The sequence below is a fragment of the Mangrovimonas sp. ST2L15 genome (genome assembly GCF_001280515.1).
Taxonomy (GTDB): domain Bacteria; phylum Bacteroidota; class Bacteroidia; order Flavobacteriales; family Flavobacteriaceae; genus Mangrovimonas; species Mangrovimonas futianensis.
The window spans coordinates 764,335-783,326 of record NZ_LBIQ01000030.1 but is presented as its reverse complement, the minus strand read 5'-3'; the positions used below and the strand labels follow the sequence as shown (position 1 = coordinate 783,326).

The 18,992-nt window shown below is 42.0% G+C and carries 8 protein-coding genes; all 8 read right to left on the bottom strand.

Annotated features, from left to right (window positions below; all coding sequences use genetic code 11):
- Positions 1 to 37: 37 nt before the first annotated feature.
- Complete coding sequence (locus tag ZA07_RS07270; protein WP_053971047.1) at positions 38 to 1,951, bottom strand: OmpA family protein; 1,914 nt, start codon at positions 1,949 to 1,951, stop codon at positions 38 to 40.
- A 20-nt stretch (positions 1,952 to 1,971) separates the two neighbouring features.
- On the bottom strand, positions 1,972 to 2,889 hold the full coding sequence (locus ZA07_RS07265) for a type IX secretion system membrane protein PorP/SprF (RefSeq protein WP_053971044.1): 918 nt from the start codon (positions 2,887 to 2,889) through the stop codon (positions 1,972 to 1,974).
- A 22-nt stretch (positions 2,890 to 2,911) separates the two neighbouring features.
- Entirely contained in the window at positions 2,912 to 8,161 is a 5,250-nt protein-coding gene (locus ZA07_RS07260; protein WP_082316536.1) for a fibronectin type III domain-containing protein, read from the bottom strand.
- A 390-nt stretch (positions 8,162 to 8,551) separates the two neighbouring features.
- Positions 8,552 to 10,465 (bottom strand): OmpA family protein, encoded by a 1,914-nt coding sequence (locus tag ZA07_RS07255; RefSeq protein WP_053971045.1) that lies wholly within the window; start codon positions 10,463 to 10,465, stop codon positions 8,552 to 8,554.
- Between the two features lie 20 nt (positions 10,466 to 10,485).
- Positions 10,486 to 11,403, bottom strand: a complete 918-nt coding sequence (locus ZA07_RS07250) for a type IX secretion system membrane protein PorP/SprF (RefSeq protein WP_053971044.1) — start codon at positions 11,401 to 11,403, stop codon at positions 10,486 to 10,488.
- Between the two features lie 22 nt (positions 11,404 to 11,425).
- Positions 11,426 to 16,900 (bottom strand): choice-of-anchor L domain-containing protein, encoded by a 5,475-nt coding sequence (locus ZA07_RS07245; protein WP_082316535.1) that lies wholly within the window; start codon positions 16,898 to 16,900, stop codon positions 11,426 to 11,428.
- A 329-nt stretch (positions 16,901 to 17,229) separates the two neighbouring features.
- A complete protein-coding gene (locus ZA07_RS07240; protein ID WP_053971042.1) occupies positions 17,230 to 18,186 on the bottom strand; it encodes an OmpA family protein in 957 nt (318 codons plus the stop codon).
- A 16-nt stretch (positions 18,187 to 18,202) separates the two neighbouring features.
- Complete coding sequence (locus ZA07_RS07235; protein ID WP_053971041.1) at positions 18,203 to 18,967, bottom strand: exodeoxyribonuclease III; 765 nt, start codon at positions 18,965 to 18,967, stop codon at positions 18,203 to 18,205.
- Between the last annotated feature and the right edge of the window lie 25 nt (positions 18,968 to 18,992).

Genomic DNA, 18,992 nt, shown 5'->3' with positions numbered 1-18,992 from the left:
CTTTTTTTATGCTCTTATGTTTGGGTCCTCCATCTCCCTATTGGTCCTGTGGACCTCCAGTGGTGATGATAAACTCAGACCTTCTGTTCAATTGGTGCTCCTCCTCGCTGCAGTTGCTTCCACAATCTACCTTTGGATCGCTCTCGCCCATACCCTTACCTGTGATCCTTGAGGCATCTATACCCTTGGAGATCACATACTGTACGGTCGTCTTGGCACGTCTGTCAGACAATCTCTCGTTGTATGAGGCAGATCCACGGCTGTCCGTATGTGAAGTCGCGTTGATCACCATATCAGGGTACTTGTTCATCACCTGTACCAACTTGTCAAGTTCAAAGGCTGCCTCTGGCGTGATGTTTGACTTGTCGAACTCAAAGTAGATAGGGTTCAGTACCACTTGGTCCTCTGCAACGATCATCTCGATCGGATCCAGGGCCACCTCTGCAGTAGTCGATTCATCAAATGTACCGTCAACACTTACCTTTACGCTCTCATAACCGTCCAGGCTCACCTCTAGACCAGACTGCTTGTCGCACTCTACCAAGAAAGTTGCCTTTCCTTCTGCATCGGTCAACTGGGTAAGCAACATGCTTCCCTGGTCATCGTATACAGATACGCTGGCTCCCTGCAATGGCTCCCCGCTCTGGCTGTCGGTAACCATAGCAATAAGGTCTACAGTACACATTGGCTGAAGTCTGAACACCTGGTAGATATCGTCGCTTCCCTTGCCACCTTCTCTATTGGAGGATACAAATCCTTCCCCGCTTTCCTCATCGATGGTAAAGGCAAAGTCGTCCATGTTACCGTTCACTGGCACTCCTGCATTTCTTACAGGCAGGTAAGACCCGCCGTCAAGCTTGGTAAAGAAAACATCCAGGTTTCCTAGACCCAAGTGCCCGTTGGATGAAAAGTAAAGGACATCGGTACTGCTTATAAAAGGAAAACCTTCATCTCCCTCGGTATTGACAATGTCTCCCAGGTTAACCGCATCTCCGTAGGTACCGTCTCCATTGATGGATACCTTGTAGATGTCATAACCTCCGTGACCCCCTGGCATATCAGAGGAAAAGTAAAGGGTCTTTCCGTCCTTGCTCACGCTAGGGTCCTTGATCGTAAAGGTGTTGCTGTTCAATGGGAACGGTTTTACATAACCCCATTTCTCGCCATCAAAGGTAGCCTCGAAAAGGTTGTTCACACTGATCTTTCTTCTGGTGGTACTGTCCTTCTCGTACATCCCCTCCGAGAAACTCTCTCTGGAGAAGTACATGGTCGTACCATTGGGACTGATCGCCGCAACTCCTTCATGGAACTGCGTGTTCACGTCGCCATCTATCTGGTCGGCTTCCATAAAGCCATCTGCAGTCACCTCGGATACGTAGATATCCAAAAACGGCTGCTCGTTCCAACCATAGGTCTTTCTTGACTTGTTCCTTGCCGTGGCAAAATAGAACTTACCGTCCTTGATCGTACCTCCGAAGTCGGACTGCTCGCTGTTGATGTCCAGGTTCTTCAAACGGAAGGTCTTCTCTTTCTCCAACAACTGTGGAATATAGTCCGGGTTCTCCATGAAGGCTACCGCTCGCTGGTCGTTTGGCTTCAACTCTGCAAACTTGCGCATGTACTCATTGGAACGGTCGTACTTCCCGTTGGCCTTGAGCATCTGAGAGTACTTGTAAACGATCTCTGCATCTCCGGGAGTGCTCTCAAGTACCTTGTAGTACCATTTCTCTGCCTCCTCGGTGTTCAATATGTTGTAATTGGCCTCGGCCAACTGACGGTATACGTACTCGTCGCCCTTGCCCTTCTCTACCAGCTTCTCGTAGCTCTTGATCGCTCTAACGAACTCAAAGTTCTGGTAATATCGGTCAGCTGTCTCGGTCGCCGCGTTCTGGGAATATCCCACTAGGCACCCGATCATTGCTATAAGTATAAATATGTTGAGCTTTTTCATAATTCTGTGTGATTGGATGATTAGAAATAACGTGGTGAACGGGATACCTTTCTCGAAAGCAGGATATCAAAGTTGAGGAATATCTCGTGGGAGGCATTCGCGTTGATGTCAAGGTCGCTCACGATATGGTCATAGGCATAGCCCACGCGCAACTGTGGCGTGATCATAAAGTTTACCATCGCCGTCCAGGAATCCTCCAAACGGTAACCAACCCCAAGTTCAACGATATCGTACATGAAAAGGTTCAAGTTCCCGTCAAAGGTCATAGGTGCATCAAAGGCCATCTTCATCATCGCGTGTGGCTTTAGCTTGAAGTTGTCTGACAACCCGAAAACATAACCCGCAGCCGCAAAAAAGTGCTGCGTCTCAGATCCTACCTTCTTCCCGTTCTCAGCATCCAAATGGATCGTGCTGATGATGTTCGGCATGGAAAGAGACACATAATAAGTATCCGGCTTGTAAAGGTAGAAACCCGCCCCTACGTTAGGGGACACACTGTTCACGTCCTCTCCCAACAATGGGTCATCGGCATCAAGCCTGTCAAGGCCCGTAAGACCTACGTCATAAAACGTAGCTCCTGCCTTGACCCCCATGGCCAGTTTGTGACCGCCGCCCAACTCCAGCGTATAGCTGAAGTCAACATAGGCATTGTTCTCCTTTACAGGTCCGATCTGGTCGTTAACAAACGACAGACCTAGCCCTACCTTGCGCCCTACGGGCATGTGACCGTTGAAGGTCGCCGTCTTGGGTGCCCCATCGACACCGACCCACTGGCTCCTGTAAAGCGCCCCAAGGGACAGTCCCTCGAAGGACCCCGCATAAGCGGGGTTCATCACGTTCATATTGTACATGTACTGCGTGTACTGTGGATCCTGTTGGGCATGTGCCCCAACCATCCCGATCAGTACCATAGCGATTAATATATATAGTCTTTTCATTATCTTTTTCTGGTTGCGTTAATTATTGTTCTCTGGTGATATAGAACCAGTCTGTCCTTACCTCGGTGTCCTTGTACTTCACAACGTAGAAATAAGTTCCCGTTGGCAACTCATCCCCGTCATCAGATACGCCCCTGAACTCATCAGTGTAAGCTCCGGTGAAACTGTATACCTTCGTCCCGTATCGGTTGAAGATCTCCAGACTGCTCACACCAAATCCGGTAAGATCGAAACTGTCGTTGCTGCCGTCTCCGTTTGGTGTTACTACCTCTGGGAATAAACAGGTATCTGACATTACAGTTACATATTCCGTAGCAGGACATGGGCCTGAAGTTGTATAGCTCACTGTAAATTCTGTTCCTCCTGGACCACCAGTAATTTCTCCTGTTTCAGAGTCAATTACAGCATCGGTATTAGTTGGCTCTACAATTTCGAAGGTACCTCCTAAATCTCCATAAACATCTGCTATACCTCCATCACAAGTTGCTGTCATCTCAAATGAAGCATCTTCCTCAGCATAGGTTGTTACAGATTGTATAGAAGAAGCAGGACAAGGCCCACTTGTTGTATAAGAAATAACATAAGTTGTATCTGAAGAACCACCTGTTATTTCTCCAGTTGTAGCATCTATAAGAGCGTCATCAGAAGGGAATTCATCAAAAGCAAAGATTCCTCCAACATCTCCAGTAATTGTCGCACTAGCACCATAACAATCAGCTTCAAGAGTAAACGAAGCATCCTCTTGAGGCAATACTACGACTGTTTCTGAAGTAGTTGCTGGACAAACACCTGTAGTTGTATAGTCAACAGTATATATGGCTCCTGGAATTCCTCCAGTTATAGTACCTGTAGCAGGATCTACAACAGCTCCATCACCTAAATCAGGATTTAGAACAAAAGAGCCTCCTGTTGTTCCTGAAACAGTTGCAATGGCACCATCACAAGTTGCTGTCAATGTAAATGAAGCGTCATCCAAAGGATTTACCATAATTTCAAAAGAAGTGACCACATAACAATCTGACCCTCCATCTGAACTGGCATCTTCTACTCTTACATAGATTGTTTGAGGAGAGGAAGTATTGGTAAAAAGAACTGGCAATTCATTTGTTGCTGCATCAGCATCCTCTTGAGACACATAATAAGTAACATTATAAACACTTGGATCTTCTTCGCCAATAATTACCGCTGTTTGGGTTTCAAAATCAAATTCTGCAAAACCATCATTACTAGCATCATCACAAACTTCCATATCAGCAGGTTCATTTATAGATGCTAGATTAAATAGATTAACCATGACAGTAGCAGATGTTGAAGTACCCTCGCAGATATCACCATAAGCTATCACAAAGTAGGAACCTGATTCAGATACTTCAAAAGTTCCTGTTGTATTGGTGGTAACATATATACCATCATTGTATAAATCAAATGTGTCTGCATAAGGAGATTCAGATACTAGGGTAACTGTTTCAACACCACAAAAATCAATAGATTCTCCTTCCGGCAACATAGTCACATCTACTCCATCAACTGTTTCGATAACTACATCACAAACTACCTCACAATTGGTTCCATTCGCAGGACCAGAATCTTGAGAAAGGTTATAAAATCCATCTTGTTGCGAGAAATTTGTTATTAATATCACATATAAATCTCCAGCTTGAACCCCATTAAGGTTAATCGTTTCTGAAGCAGTAGCAGAATAACTACAGTCTGCTTCAAACTCAGGTGTTAATAAGAAACAACCTGCGTCTTGGCTATCAAATGGTCCCCATACGATAAAGTCAATATCCAATCCTGTTCCTGTTCCTCCATCTCCTGTTGTTTGATCTAAAGAGAATTGGTAATCACCAGGTTCATCAAAAATTATGGTATTCCATTGTGGATCTGGTTGAGACCCTAAACAACCATAATCTAGATAATCTGGTGCAACCTGATCTCCTGTAATACTTGGATACCATATATCAGACGCACAGATAGGCAGTGCATCCAAACAAAATGTTGGACAAGTAGTCAAATAAGTTGGACTATTAATGGTACAGTTACTGTCTTGTTCATTTTCAACGGTAACGAATACCGATTGATCTAGAGTAAATGGTCCCATTTGGTAAGTACCTGGTTCAGTAACCTGAATAGTTGTAGCATCAACGTTATTGGAAACCAAAATAGATTCTGCATCTCCGATATCAGAAATAACCACATCTATAAACCCTTGAAGGTTATCACAATCTTCCATATAACTAAATTCAACCTCAGGCATGACACAGGTCAACTCTATGATGTTTACTGTGAAATCCAAGGTAACTCCCCAAGATCCATTGTAACATGGATTAGGTGTTGATTGTCCAGAATCTGCTGTTCCAATTCGCATTCTGTGTTCCCCTAATGGGGCGTCGGCAGGAACAACAAATGAAGCATCTAATGTGGTTGGGTTTTGGTTTGTAGAAACACCGTCAAAAACCAATTCATCTGCTTCAAAAACCAAATTATCATTAAAGTCAATCCAAATATTGGTGTCGTATGTAAATCCTGTAGCGAAAGTAACTTGACAGTTAGCCAAAATACCTTGGAAGATATTCACTACCGTATCTGTATGATTTTCGTAAGTTACATCTCCAAAACTAGGGAATGAAGTTGTAGAAATAACAGTATTGCTAACCCCTTGACCATCATTACTTGTTGGTACAGATTCACAATATCCTGTATAAAAATTTCCTGGTCCAGACCAAATACTCACATCACCCTCACCACAATCAGCTTGCACATAAAAATCATAAGAAGTATCAGAATCAAGGCCCTCTAATACATGCGGGCTAGTAACATCTATTAATACTGTTCCCTCTCCACTTCCTGGAGTAAATCCTGCAGGTCCATACTCAACATTCCACACTTCAGCCGTTCCAAACTCAACCCAAGAAATCTCGGTAGATGTTAAAGAGAGGTTTGTTGCTGAAAGTTCAACTGGTTCAGGACAAGTAGGAATTTCTCGAATTTCAAAATTGTCTACCGAAACATCAACATCTTCTGGATCATTTACAGTACCTTCAGATCCCCAAATACCAAACTGAACAACCATGTCAGAATAAGGCGTTAAATCAAAAATGAAATGTTCTCCACCAACTGCAATGACCGTTGTATTATCCCATTCGAAAATAGGTGTCCAGGTAGCACCGCCATCTGTAGTAATTAAAACCTGAACTTCATCATCTGATCCTAGGGTTGAAGCCGTTGTAGAACTTGCAAATTGCATAAAAGCTACATCGATTTCAAATTGCCATGGACCACCAGTCAAATCAAATTCTGGTGAAATGATCCAATCGCTTTTACCTGTTGTGAATAAATTAATTTTATATGCTCCTGAAAAACCAACATTTGCAAAACCATCACCAGTCCATGACCCTGCTCCAAAATCTGAAGGCCCTGTTGTGGGATCTCCATCATTGGCTTCATCCCAACACTCTGGAATAATAGTATCAAATTCTTGAAGGTAATAAGGTAGAAATACATCACAAGTAGTTGTAAACAAAAATGGTCCAGCCCAGTTACTTACCCCATTTTCATCTCCACAGTTCGCTTGAACATAATAAGCATATTCCGTTATGGCTGATAAATCACTTACCTCAAAAGCTGTATTAGTATCTGCTACGTCTGTTGCCACACCTGTTGGAGCTGTTCCAGCTTCAACAACTTCTATGTTCCAAGAAGAAATACCAGTATTGCTATCTGTCCAGCTTAACTCAGCTGAAAAAGCAGTAATATTATCTGCAGTTAGATCGGTTGGGATTTCACAAGAAGGAGGTGTACAGTTTACTGTTCCAGAATAAATAGTTGTTCCTTGTAAAGAACCTGAACCACTTGGCATTGTAAATAAATCTTCACCAAAGGCTTGAATAACTATTCCAACTTCTCCAGACCAAGAACCACCAGTATTCCAAAATAGTTCAAATGGTTGACCATCACATAATGCTACCTGAGCTTCTCCTGAAGAACCGGAAGATAAGGTAATTGTTTCCACATCTACACCATTTTGAGAAATGGTCATTGAGTTTCCATTCCAACCATCTCCAAATGAATCTGTCATCACGAATGTGTACTCACACTGCTCACTCACATCACAAAGTTGCGTATCAAAGGCGAATGGCCCTATCCAATTGCTCACTCCATCTGCATCACCACAATCGGCCTGAACATAGTATTCATAATTTGTACCGGCCATCAAGCCCGTTACTGTATATGGGTTGGCATCTGCTGTATAATTCCCCGTTCCAGTAGGCGAGCTTCCAGCTTCAACAACTTCAAGGTTCCATGCAGTAGCACTACCATTTTCAGTCCATGTTAATTCAGCACTATCCAATCCTGTGGAATTAACTGTCAAATCAGATGGACTCGGACAAACCTCTAGAGTTGTAAAAGAAAATGGTCCAATCCAACCACTTAAACCATCTGTATCTCCACAATCCGCCTGTACATAATATTCATAATCGGTCCCAGGATTTAAAGATGTTACTGTATAAGGATTGGCATCTGCCGTATAGTTACCTGTTCCAGTAGGTGCGGTTCCAGCCTCAACAACTTCAAGGTTCCATGCCGTTGCACTACCATTTTCAGTCCATGATAATTCAGCTGAAAAAGCTTCGACCGTACCGGCAGTTAAATCGGCTGGGTTTGGACAAGCCTGAGTAATTCCATCCAAAATCACATTTGCTATGGTATTATCAATATTATTTGCTGTAGGCGGTGAAGCTGGATCGGCATTAGTTCCATCACTATAATGTGATATCGATCTATTTGTTGCTACCTCCGTATTATAGAAATCATCTCCAGACGAATCATAGGATGGCATATTTTCTTCTACTGCAATAAGCAAATTATCCGTACCAGAATAAGTAAATGGGGTATCGAAAATAATCTGGACCCATCCATTCACACCAGCTTCAACAGTTATTCCTCCTGAATAAACTTGGGTAAAACTAGCAATCGGCTCCCAATCTGTTGTAGAGGCGAATTCTGTTCTTGTGGATTCTGCAAGATAAATTACCAAACTCTGACTGTCGGGTAAAGCAGATGTACCACTATAGTACCATTGAAGCCCTGTAATCTCCCCAGAGGCATTAATTTCATCAGCCAAATAAACCGTTTGAGTATAGGAATACCCATACCACGGTTCAAATGGTGCATTTTCTGATTCCAATGTTCCGGAACCAATCGTGACCTGAGCATTGAGATGCCAAAGCATCATAAAACTCATAAATACAAATAATGTAGTTCTTTTCATTTTGTGTTAAGGAGTGGTTTTAAATTAGATTTACTTGAAAAATGAATCCTTTGAATGAAAATTTATTCTATTCAACTAATGAACATTTTAGGTAAACTTTAAGGACTAAATGTATAAAAAAAGCTCCTCAACCATCGATTAATTGGTAGTTTATAGATTAAATACAGGAATTTTCGATGAATAGATTTAACTTTATTTTAACATTTTTAATGAACATTTTAAAGCATTTAGAGAAATTTACCTAACATTTTAATAATATATCAAACTACCATCTTTCCAATCCTAAGAATTTTATTGAATTCCCAATATTTCATCAACTAGCATGTATAAAAAAGCCCTACCGTTTGGTAGGGCTTTTTTTATGCTCTTATGTTTGGGTCCTCCATCTCCCTATTGGTCCTGTGGACCTCCAGTGGTGATGATAAACTCAGACCTTCTGTTCAATTGGTGCTCCTCCTCGCTGCAGTTGCTTCCACAATCTACCTTTGGATCGCTCTCGCCCATACCCTTACCTGTAATCCTTGAGGCATCGATCCCCTTGGAGATCACGTACTGTACGGTCGTCTTGGCACGTCTGTCAGACAATCTCTCGTTGTATGAGGCAGATCCACGGCTGTCCGTATGTGAAGTCGCGTTGATCACCATATCAGGGTACTTGTTCATCACCTGTACCAACTTGTCAAGTTCAAAGGCGGCCTCTGGCGTGATGTTTGACTTGTCGAACTCAAAGTAGATAGGGTTCAGTACCACTTGGTCCTCTGCAACGATCATCTCGATCGGATCCAGGGCCACCTTGGATTTAGTCGATTGATCTAATGTGCCGTGATCACTTACATTTTCGCTCTCATAACCGTCCATGCTCACCTCAAGACCAGACTGCTTGTCGCACTCTACCAAGAAAGTTGCCTTTCCTTCTGCATCGGTCAACTGGGTAAGCAACATGCTTCCCTGGTCATCGTATACAGATACGCTGGCTCCCTGCAATGGCTCCCCGCTCTGGCTGTCGGTAACCATAGCAATAAGGTCTACAGTACACATTGGCTGAAGTCTGAACACCTGGTAGATATCGTCGCTTCCCTTGCCACCTTCTCTATTGGAGGATACAAATCCTTCCCCGCTTTCCTCATCGATGGTAAAGGCAAAGTCGTCCATGTTACCGTTCACTGGCACTCCTGCATTTCTTACAGGCAGGTAAGACCCGCCGTCAAGCTTGGTAAAGAAAACATCCAGGTTTCCTAGACCCAAGTGCCCGTTGGATGAAAAGTAAAGGACATCGGTACTGCTTATAAAAGGAAAACCTTCATCTCCCTCGGTATTGACAATGTCTCCCAGGTTAACCGCATCTCCGTAGGTACCGTCTCCATTGATGGATACCTTGTAGATGTCATAACCTCCGTGACCCCCTGGCATATCAGAGGAAAAGTAAAGGGTCTTTCCGTCCTTGCTCACGCTAGGGTCCTTGATCGTAAAGGTGTTGCTGTTCAATGGGAACGGTTTTACATAACCCCATTTCTCGCCATCAAAGGTAGCCTCGAAAAGGTTGTTCACACTGATCTTTCTTCTGGTGGTACTGTCCTTCTCGTACATCCCCTCCGAGAAACTCTCTCTGGAGAAGTACATGGTCGTACCATTGGGACTGATCGCCGCAACTCCTTCATGGAACTGCGTGTTCACGTCGCCATCTATCTGGTCGGCTTCCATAAAGCCATCTGCAGTCACCTCGGATACGTAGATATCCAAAAACGGCTGCTCGTTCCAACCATAGGTCTTTCTTGACTTGTTCCTTGCCGTGGCAAAATAGAACTTACCGTCCTTGATCGTACCTCCGAAGTCGGACTGCTCGCTGTTGATGTCCAGGTTCTTCAAACGGAAGGTCTTCTCTTTCTCCAACAACTGTGGAATATAGTCCGGGTTCTCCATGAAGGCTACCGCTCGCTGGTCGTTTGGCTTCAACTCTGCAAACTTGCGCATGTACTCATTGGAACGGTCGTACTTCCCGTTGGCCTTGAGCATCTGAGAGTACTTGTAAACGATCTCTGCATCTCCGGGAGTGCTCTCAAGTACCTTGTAGTACCATTTCTCTGCCTCCTCGGTGTTCAATATGTTGTAATTGGCCTCGGCCAACTGACGGTATACGTACTCGTCGCCCTTGCCCTTCTCTACCAGCTTCTCGTAGCTCTTGATCGCTCTAACGAACTCAAAGTTCTGGTAATATCGGTCAGCTGTCTCGGTCGCCGCGTTCTGGGAATATCCCACTAGGCACCCGATCATTGCTATAAGTATAAATATGTTGAGCTTTTTCATAATTCTGTGTGATTGGATGATTAGAAATAACGTGGTGAACGGGATACCTTTCTCGAAAGCAGGATATCAAAGTTGAGGAATATCTCGTGGGAGGCATTCGCGTTGATGTCAAGGTCGCTCACGATATGGTCATAGGCATAGCCCACGCGCAACTGTGGCGTGATCATAAAGTTTACCATCGCCGTCCAGGAATCCTCCAAACGGTAACCAACCCCAAGTTCAACGATATCGTACATGAAAAGGTTCAAGTTCCCGTCAAAGGTCATAGGTGCATCAAAGGCCATCTTCATCATCGCGTGTGGCTTTAGCTTGAAGTTGTCTGACAACCCGAAAACATAACCCGCAGCCGCAAAAAAGTGCTGCGTCTCAGATCCTACCTTCTTCCCGTTCTCAGCATCCAAATGGATCGTGCTGATGATGTTCGGCATGGAAAGAGACACATAATAAGTATCCGGCTTGTAAAGGTAGAAACCCGCCCCTACGTTAGGGGACACACTGTTCACGTCCTCTCCCAACAATGGGTCATCGGCATCAAGCCTGTCAAGGCCCGTAAGACCTACGTCATAAAACGTAGCTCCTGCCTTGACCCCCATGGCCAGTTTGTGACCGCCGCCCAACTCGAGCGTATAGCTGAAGTCAACATAGGCATTGTTCTCCTTTACAGGTCCGATCTGGTCGTTAACAAACGACAGACCTAGCCCTACCTTGCGCCCTACGGGCATGTGACCGTTGAAGGTCGCCGTCTTGGGTGCCCCATCGACACCGACCCACTGGCTCCTGTAAAGCGCCCCAAGGGACAGTCCCTCGAAGGACCCCGCATAAGCGGGGTTCATCACGTTCATATTGTACATGTACTGCGTGTACTGTGGATCCTGTTGGGCATGTGCCCCAACCATCCCGATCAGTACCATAGCGATTAATATATATAGTCTTTTCATTATCTTTTTCTGGTTGCGTTAATTATTGTTCTCTGGTGATATAGAACCAGTCTGTCCTTACCTCGGTGTCCTTGTACTTCACAACGTAGAAATAAGTTCCCGTTGGCAACTCATCCCCGTCATCAGATACGCCCCTGAACTCATCAGTGTAAGCTCCGGTGAAACTGTATACCTTCGTCCCGTATCGGTTAAAAATCTCCAGACTGCTCACACCAAATCCGGTAAGATCGAAACTGTCATTGCTACCGTCTCCGTTTGGTGTTACTACCTCTGGGAAGATACAAGTGTCCATTTCAACCGTAACTGTTGTAGTTTGAGGACATGGTCCTGTCGTAGTATAAGACACTACATAAGTAGCACCACTACCAGCTCCTGTAATCATACCTGTATCTGGATCAATAACAGCTGTTGTATTTGCTGGTTCCACGATGGCAAAGTTACCTCCTGCAGTAGCCGTGATAGCTATACCTGTTTCAGAACACATGATAAATTCTTCATCATAAGAGAAAGAGGCATCCTCAAATGGATATTGGTCTGCTACAAACATGGTAGTCGCATAACATCCGGTCATTTCATCCTCTACTCTAACGTAGATAGTTTGAGGAGGCATTGTTTCAAATGGTGACGTTAACGCATTCATTGCACCATCTGCATCAGCCATTGACTCATGATAAGTTACTAGGTAACCTGTTTGACCTCCTGTGATTACATCTGTTTGAGTTTCTAAATCGAATGTTGCATATCCATCCATATCAGCACAGCTAAACATATCATCTGGCTGAACAGGTTCTGGTAATGGATTGATTGAAATCTCAAAAGAAGTAGAGTCATAACATCCAGTAGTAGAATTAACAGCACCAACATAAATAGTTTGTGGGCTGGAGACGTTAACATAAGCTGTTGGATCTAAAATTGGGTTTGTTTGATCCATGGCATCTTGCTCAGTTGTATAATAAGCAAATGTAAATTCACTTGGATCCTGAGTACCATCCAAAATACTTTCAGCATTTTGAGTCAAATCAAATTCTGTGAAGTCCTCACCAGAACATTCTTCCAGTGGAACCGCCTCAGTAACAAACTCTGGTAACGGTAAGAATTCAACATTGATATCATCAGAAACAGAACACTGCGCCGATTCCCCAACTTGCACAAAGTAATTACCTGGTTCAGTAACTGTAAGAACAGAAGTATTCTCGCCTGGAATCTCTACAAAATCCTGATACCATGTGTGGTAAGCTCCTTCAAGTCCAGTATCTAGAACAACAGGTTCACCTTGACATAGGGCAGTTCCATCGGCAATGGTAATATCTACACCTAAGTCAATCTCTCCTAAACTTAAACTTCCACCTTGGATAAATACAGCAGAATCTAAAATAGAGTCATTTCTATCAGCTACTACTAATTTAATATGGTAAGTAACTCCAATTTCTACCGTAGAAGAAGCTGCCATCGGAATAGTCATACCATTAAAGTTAATTGGAGCTGCTAAAGGATCTACACCATTGGTTCCAAAATAACTATCGAAATACTCAGCATTTACAGATCCACAACCAGCATTATAAGCTTGATCTCTAATCGTTAGTACCGAAATTGGATCACCAGTACCAGGTACTACTGCCAAGTTTTCAGTAATTCCAGTCTCTGTATTTGTCAAGAAAAATGCAAAGGCATCTGAGAACGAACATTGGAATGTTCCATACTCTTCTGAAGCAAATAAGAAATTGAAAGAAAATTCATCTACAAATGGAACAAAATCAAATTCTAAAACGGCTGAATCATTATAGCTGAATAAACTTGGGTCAATTCCTGTTGATTCAATATAATCAAACAGATCTTGATCTTGTCCTCCACTGTTTTGAAGACTTGGACCACCTGTGTTAGGACCAGTTAAGTTTGGAGAGTCCGCATTTCCACTAACCAATACAATACCATCCTCAAAGGCAAACCCTGGAGATTCAGTATAGAAATAACCTATACCTTCTTGACCAGAATAAGTGATGTTTGATACATCTGCACAAGGTGAATCAATAAGCACATCTGTTACCAATTCTTCATAGGTGTAAGTCGTTGTATCTGTTTGAACTGGACCTGGAATAGGTCTGATACACAAATCAAATGTAGCTTCATAAACCCCTTGATTGGTTGTAAACACTCTTACATAGTAAATTTCTCCAATCACAAGGTCATTTACAATAGCCGATGTAGTTGTACTACAAGCTAATTCAGTAAAATCACCACATGTACCTGAATAAAGAGCCATGTCTAGGTTGGTTTCATCTCCTACAATATTGTTAATTGAAACAATAAGATTAGCATCTGTAGCTTCAAAGAAGAACCAAACATCATCATCATTAGCACCGGCACATCCTGCAGGAGCACCTGAAGGAGTTGCACCTGTCATAACACCTGGAGTAACGATATCACAAACAAATGTTTCATTCACTCCAGCTTCAATAGCCGCATCACAATTATCATTGTCTGGAGGACACGCCAATTGTAAGAATGGTGTACTGTTAATTAAACAGTTTGAATCATTAGTATTAATTGCATAAGCGATAACAGTTGTATCAAATGGGAAAGGTCCAATTTGATAAGTTCCAGCCTCTGTAGCTTCTATTGTTGCATCATCATAATCACTACCAATAGTGATTGATGTAGCATCTCCCATAGATACCAAAGTTACGTCGATTAAGAATTGATCACCGTTAGCACAGTCATCAACCAATGCGAAAGTAGCTTCCTGAAGTTCACATGTAGGCTCTACAATATTTACTGTAAAATCTAAAGTAACACCCCATGATCCATTATAACATGGATTTGGATTAAGCTGACCACCATCGGCAGTACCAATACGCATTCTGTGTAAACCTGGATTTGCATCTACAGGCAATGTAAAAATACACTCTAAAGTTGTTGGATTGGTAAAGACAGATTCTCCTTGAAAGAACAACTCTGTATCATTATCAAAAACTAAATCGTCATTTAAGTCAATCCAAATATTTGTATAGTATGAAAATCCTGTTGCAAAACTTACATTAACCGTGGTTTCCCAACCTTGGAACAAGTTTTGAACCGCACCGTCAGTATGATCTTCGTAGGTTACATCTCCAAAACTAGGATAGTTTGTAGTTTCAATTTGTACATTGGTAACTCCTTGGCCATCATTACTTGTTGGCACAGAAATACAATATCCAGTATAGAAATCTCTTGGACCACTCCATGTACTAGTACCATCATCTACACCACAATCGGCTTGAACATAATACTCATAATTCGTTTCTGGATCCAAATCCATTACAGTATAAGGATTCGTAACACCAGTATAATCAGGTGTTCCATCTGGTGTTTCACCAAGATCAACATTTACGATCTCGATATTCCATGAAGTAGCTGTACCATACTCAGTCCATTCCAATATAGCAGTTGTCATATCAACTAATTCCACCGTCAATGAAGTAGGTTGTGGACAAGAAGGAATTTCAACAATCTCGAAATTATCAAAACTTACACTTGCATCTGCAAAATCAGAAACGGCACCTTCTGAGGCCCAGATTCCAAATTGAACTACACCTGTGTAAGCTTCTAAACTGTAAATAAAATGGTCACCTCCAATTGGAACAATAGATGTGTTATCCCACTCTTCAATAGGTGTCCATGTAGTACCACCATCAGTAGTTATTAGAAGTTGAACTTGATCATCAGAACCTAAAGTTCCAGCTGTATCAGTTCCAAATCCTTGCATAATGGCAAAATCCCATTCCAATTGCCAAGGACCACCATCTAAATTGAACTCAGGAGAAAGTACCCAGTCGCTTTTCGCGTTTCCATATAAGTTAATTCTGTAGGCACCTGCCCAACCAACGTTAGCAAATCCACCTTCAGCCCAAGTCCAGGTATCTCCAAAATCTCCTGGTCCTGTTGTAGGATCACCACTATCAGCCTCAGCCCAACAATCTGGGATAAATGAATTAAATTCTTGTAAATAAGGAGGGACAAAAACAGCACATTCTGTAGTAAAAAAGAATGGTCCAGCCCAGTTGCTTAATCCATCTTCATCTCCACAGTTTGCTTGAACATAATAAGCATATTCTGTTATAGCAGATAAACCACTTACCTCAAAACCTGTATTAGTATCTGCAACGTCTGTTGCCACACCTGTTGGAGCTGTTCCAGCTTCAACAACTTCTATGTTCCAAGAAGAAACACCAGTGTTATTATCTGTCCAACTTAATTCTGCGGTAAAAGCCGTGATATTATCGGCAGTAAGATCTGTAGGTATCGCACAACTCGGCGGCGTACAGTTTACTGTTCCAGAATAAATAGTTGTTCCTTGTAAAGAACCTGAACCACTTGGCATTGTAAATAAATCTTCACCAAAGGCTTGAATAACTACTCCAACCTCTCCTGACCATGAACCTCCTGTATTCCAAAATACTTCAAATGGCTCACCATCACACAAAGTTATCGGAGCCTCCCCTGAAGAACCGGAAGATAAAGTAATTGTTTCTACATCTACACCATTTTGTGAAATGGTCATAGTGTTTCCATTCCAACCATCTCCAAATGAATCGGTCATCACGAATGTGTACTCACACTGCTCAGTCACATCACATAACTGCGTATCAAATGAGAAAGGGCCTATCCATCCACTTTGCTCAGCTCCACAATCGGCTTGAACATAATATTCATAGCTAGTACCAGAAGTAAGACCTGTAGCAGTAAATGGATTAGCGTCTGCTGTGTAATTTCCTGTTCCTGTTGGAGTTGTTCCAGCCTCAACCAATTCAATATTCCAAGAAGTAGCATCTCCATTTTCAGTCCAAGCTAATTCTGCACTATCCAACCCAGAAGAGTTAACTGTTAAATCAGAAGGGTTAGGACAAGCTTGTGTAATACCATCTAATATAATATTTGGAACATTATTCGAAACTCCCAAACTAAAACCAGATGTTGGCGGAGACGCTGGATCTGGGTTTGTCCCATCATTATAATAATAGATAGACCTAGAAGTCCCCATATTAGTATTATGAAAATCATCTGATGAAGAATCATAAGATGGCATATTTTCATCAACGGCAATAATTAAATTATCTGCTCCTGAATAGGTGAAGGGGGTATCAAACACAATTTGAACCCAGCCATTTACCCCAGCCTCTACTGTAATTCCACCAGAATATACCTGAGTAAAATTTGCAAATGGCTCCCAATCTGCAGTGGTAGGAAAAGATGAAGTCGTCGATTCAGCCATATAAATCACCAAATCTTGGCTATCTGGCAATGCCGACGTACCACTATAATACCATTGTAAACCTGTAATTTCACCAGACGCATTAATTTCGTCAGCCAAATAGATGGACTGAGAGTACGTGTAACCATAGAAGGGCTCGAAAGGGGTATTCGCTGTCTCGATTGTACCCGACCCTATCATCACTTGCGACTTTACGTGCCAAATTGACAACATAAAAGCCAGCAGTAGAAGGAATGTAGTTTTCTTCATAAATTAAATAAGTTAGTTGTTTTTTTCTTTCTCGTCTTACGACATCCAAGTAATTCTTCAATTCTAATTAGAATTTATAAGAATTTTGAGAGCCAAAAATTATAAAAAAAGAAACTCATAAATTGGGCTCTTCCTATTAAATAGACAAAAAGCTTTTTTATTCGATAAAGTGCGAGCAGAGCTAAGACCCCAAAAAATGGCAAAAAAATTCACTTTGAAGAAAAACCACTACCTAAAACTATGAAACCGATAATATTGCTTGAAATCTTGAGGTAATCATTTATTTTCTTTCAAGAAAAAGGATATATCGGTTGCAAGAATCTCTTTTGCTATATTTCATTCAAAATCTTTGAAATCTCATCGAGCTTTGGTGTTAAAATCACCTCGATTCTTCTATTTCTTGCTTTTCCTTCTGCAGAATCGTTGGAAGCAATGGGTAAAAACTCTCCTCTACCAGCGGCCGTTAAATTATCAGGTTTTATTCGAGGGTTCTCCATTAACAATTGAACAATAGCTGTAGCTCTTTTAGCTGAAAGATCCCAATTTCCTTGGAGGTTACCACCTCCTGAATAAGGCACATTATCTGTGTGTCCTTCAATTAGCACTGCAATCTCAGGATTATCAGCCAATACTGTTCCCAATTGTTTCACAGCTTGACGTCCTGAAGCACCAACCGCCCAACTTCCAGATTCAAACAACAGTTTGTTTTCCATAGATACATAAACCTTCCCGTCTCTTTGCTCGATGGTTAAACCCTTACCTTCAAAATCTGTTAAGGCTCTCGAGATGGCATCCTTTAATTGTGTCATTGCGGCATCTTTGGCTGCTATGACTCCTTCTAATTCTGCAACCCTATTAGATCGCTCTTCTAATTCCCTTCTTAATGTTTCAAGTCTGGCGCTTTCTGCTGCCAAAGCCTGTTCTTTAGCTTCCAATTTCGCCAATAATTCTCTGTTTTTTTGTGCATTTTCAGCCAAAGCCGAAGAACTATTTTCTTCCAAAGCATCATAAGAATTCTTTAGATTGTTATAATTGGACTTTAATGCAGCCAATTCTCCCGACAATTTGCTCTGGTCTGATTGAGACTTTTCATAATCCGCCAATAATGTATTCAATTCATTTTGTGCTTGGTTTTTCTCAGCCAATAAATCATCATAACTTTTCTTTAAGTTTTGATGGTCTTCTTGAAGCGCGTTGTACTTACTCTCTAAGTCCTTATATACTTTAGGAGAAACACAGGAAACAAAAACAATGGCGGTAAGAATTAAAAGGAATCGACTTTTCATGAACTCTAATAAGAATTTAGGATTTAACTTCAACTAAAATAGGACAATGATCACTATGCATTGCCTCGGGCAAAATGACCGCACGTTGCATTTGGTCTTTCAAAGGCTCTGACACCATACAATAATCAATACGCCATCCTTTATTATTGGCTCTAGCGTTTGCTCTATAACTCCACCAACTATAATGGTGTGGTTCTTTATTAAAAAATCTGAATGAATCAATGAAACCGCTATCAATAAACCCACCTATCCATTCTCGCTCGACGGGCAAAAAACCAGATACCTTAGCATTTCTCACAGGGTCGTGAATATCTATAGCTTCATGACATATATTGTAATCGCCGCAGATAATCAGGTTAGGTATCTTCTTCTTTAATTGATCAACATAGTCTTGAAACATGGCCATATACTCTAACTTATGATCTAATCTTTGAATATTGGTTCCTGATGGCAAATACAAACTCATTACCGAAAACCCATCAAAATCAACGCGGAGATTTCTGCCTTCATCATCCATGGATTCAATTCCAGTACCATACTCTACATGATTTGGTTTCACCTTGCTAAAAATTGCAACACCACTATATCCCTTCTTTTTGGCCGAAAACCAATAATGGTATTTGTAACCTGCTTCTTCAATAGCTTCAACATCTACCTGCTCCTTCATAGCCTTGATTTCTTGGATGCATATGACATCGGGATTGGCTAATTTCAACCAATCTAGAAATCCTTTGTTTATTGCTGCTCTTATACCATTTACATTATAAGAAATGATTTTCATGAAGTCCTTTTTGAATTTTAGCTAA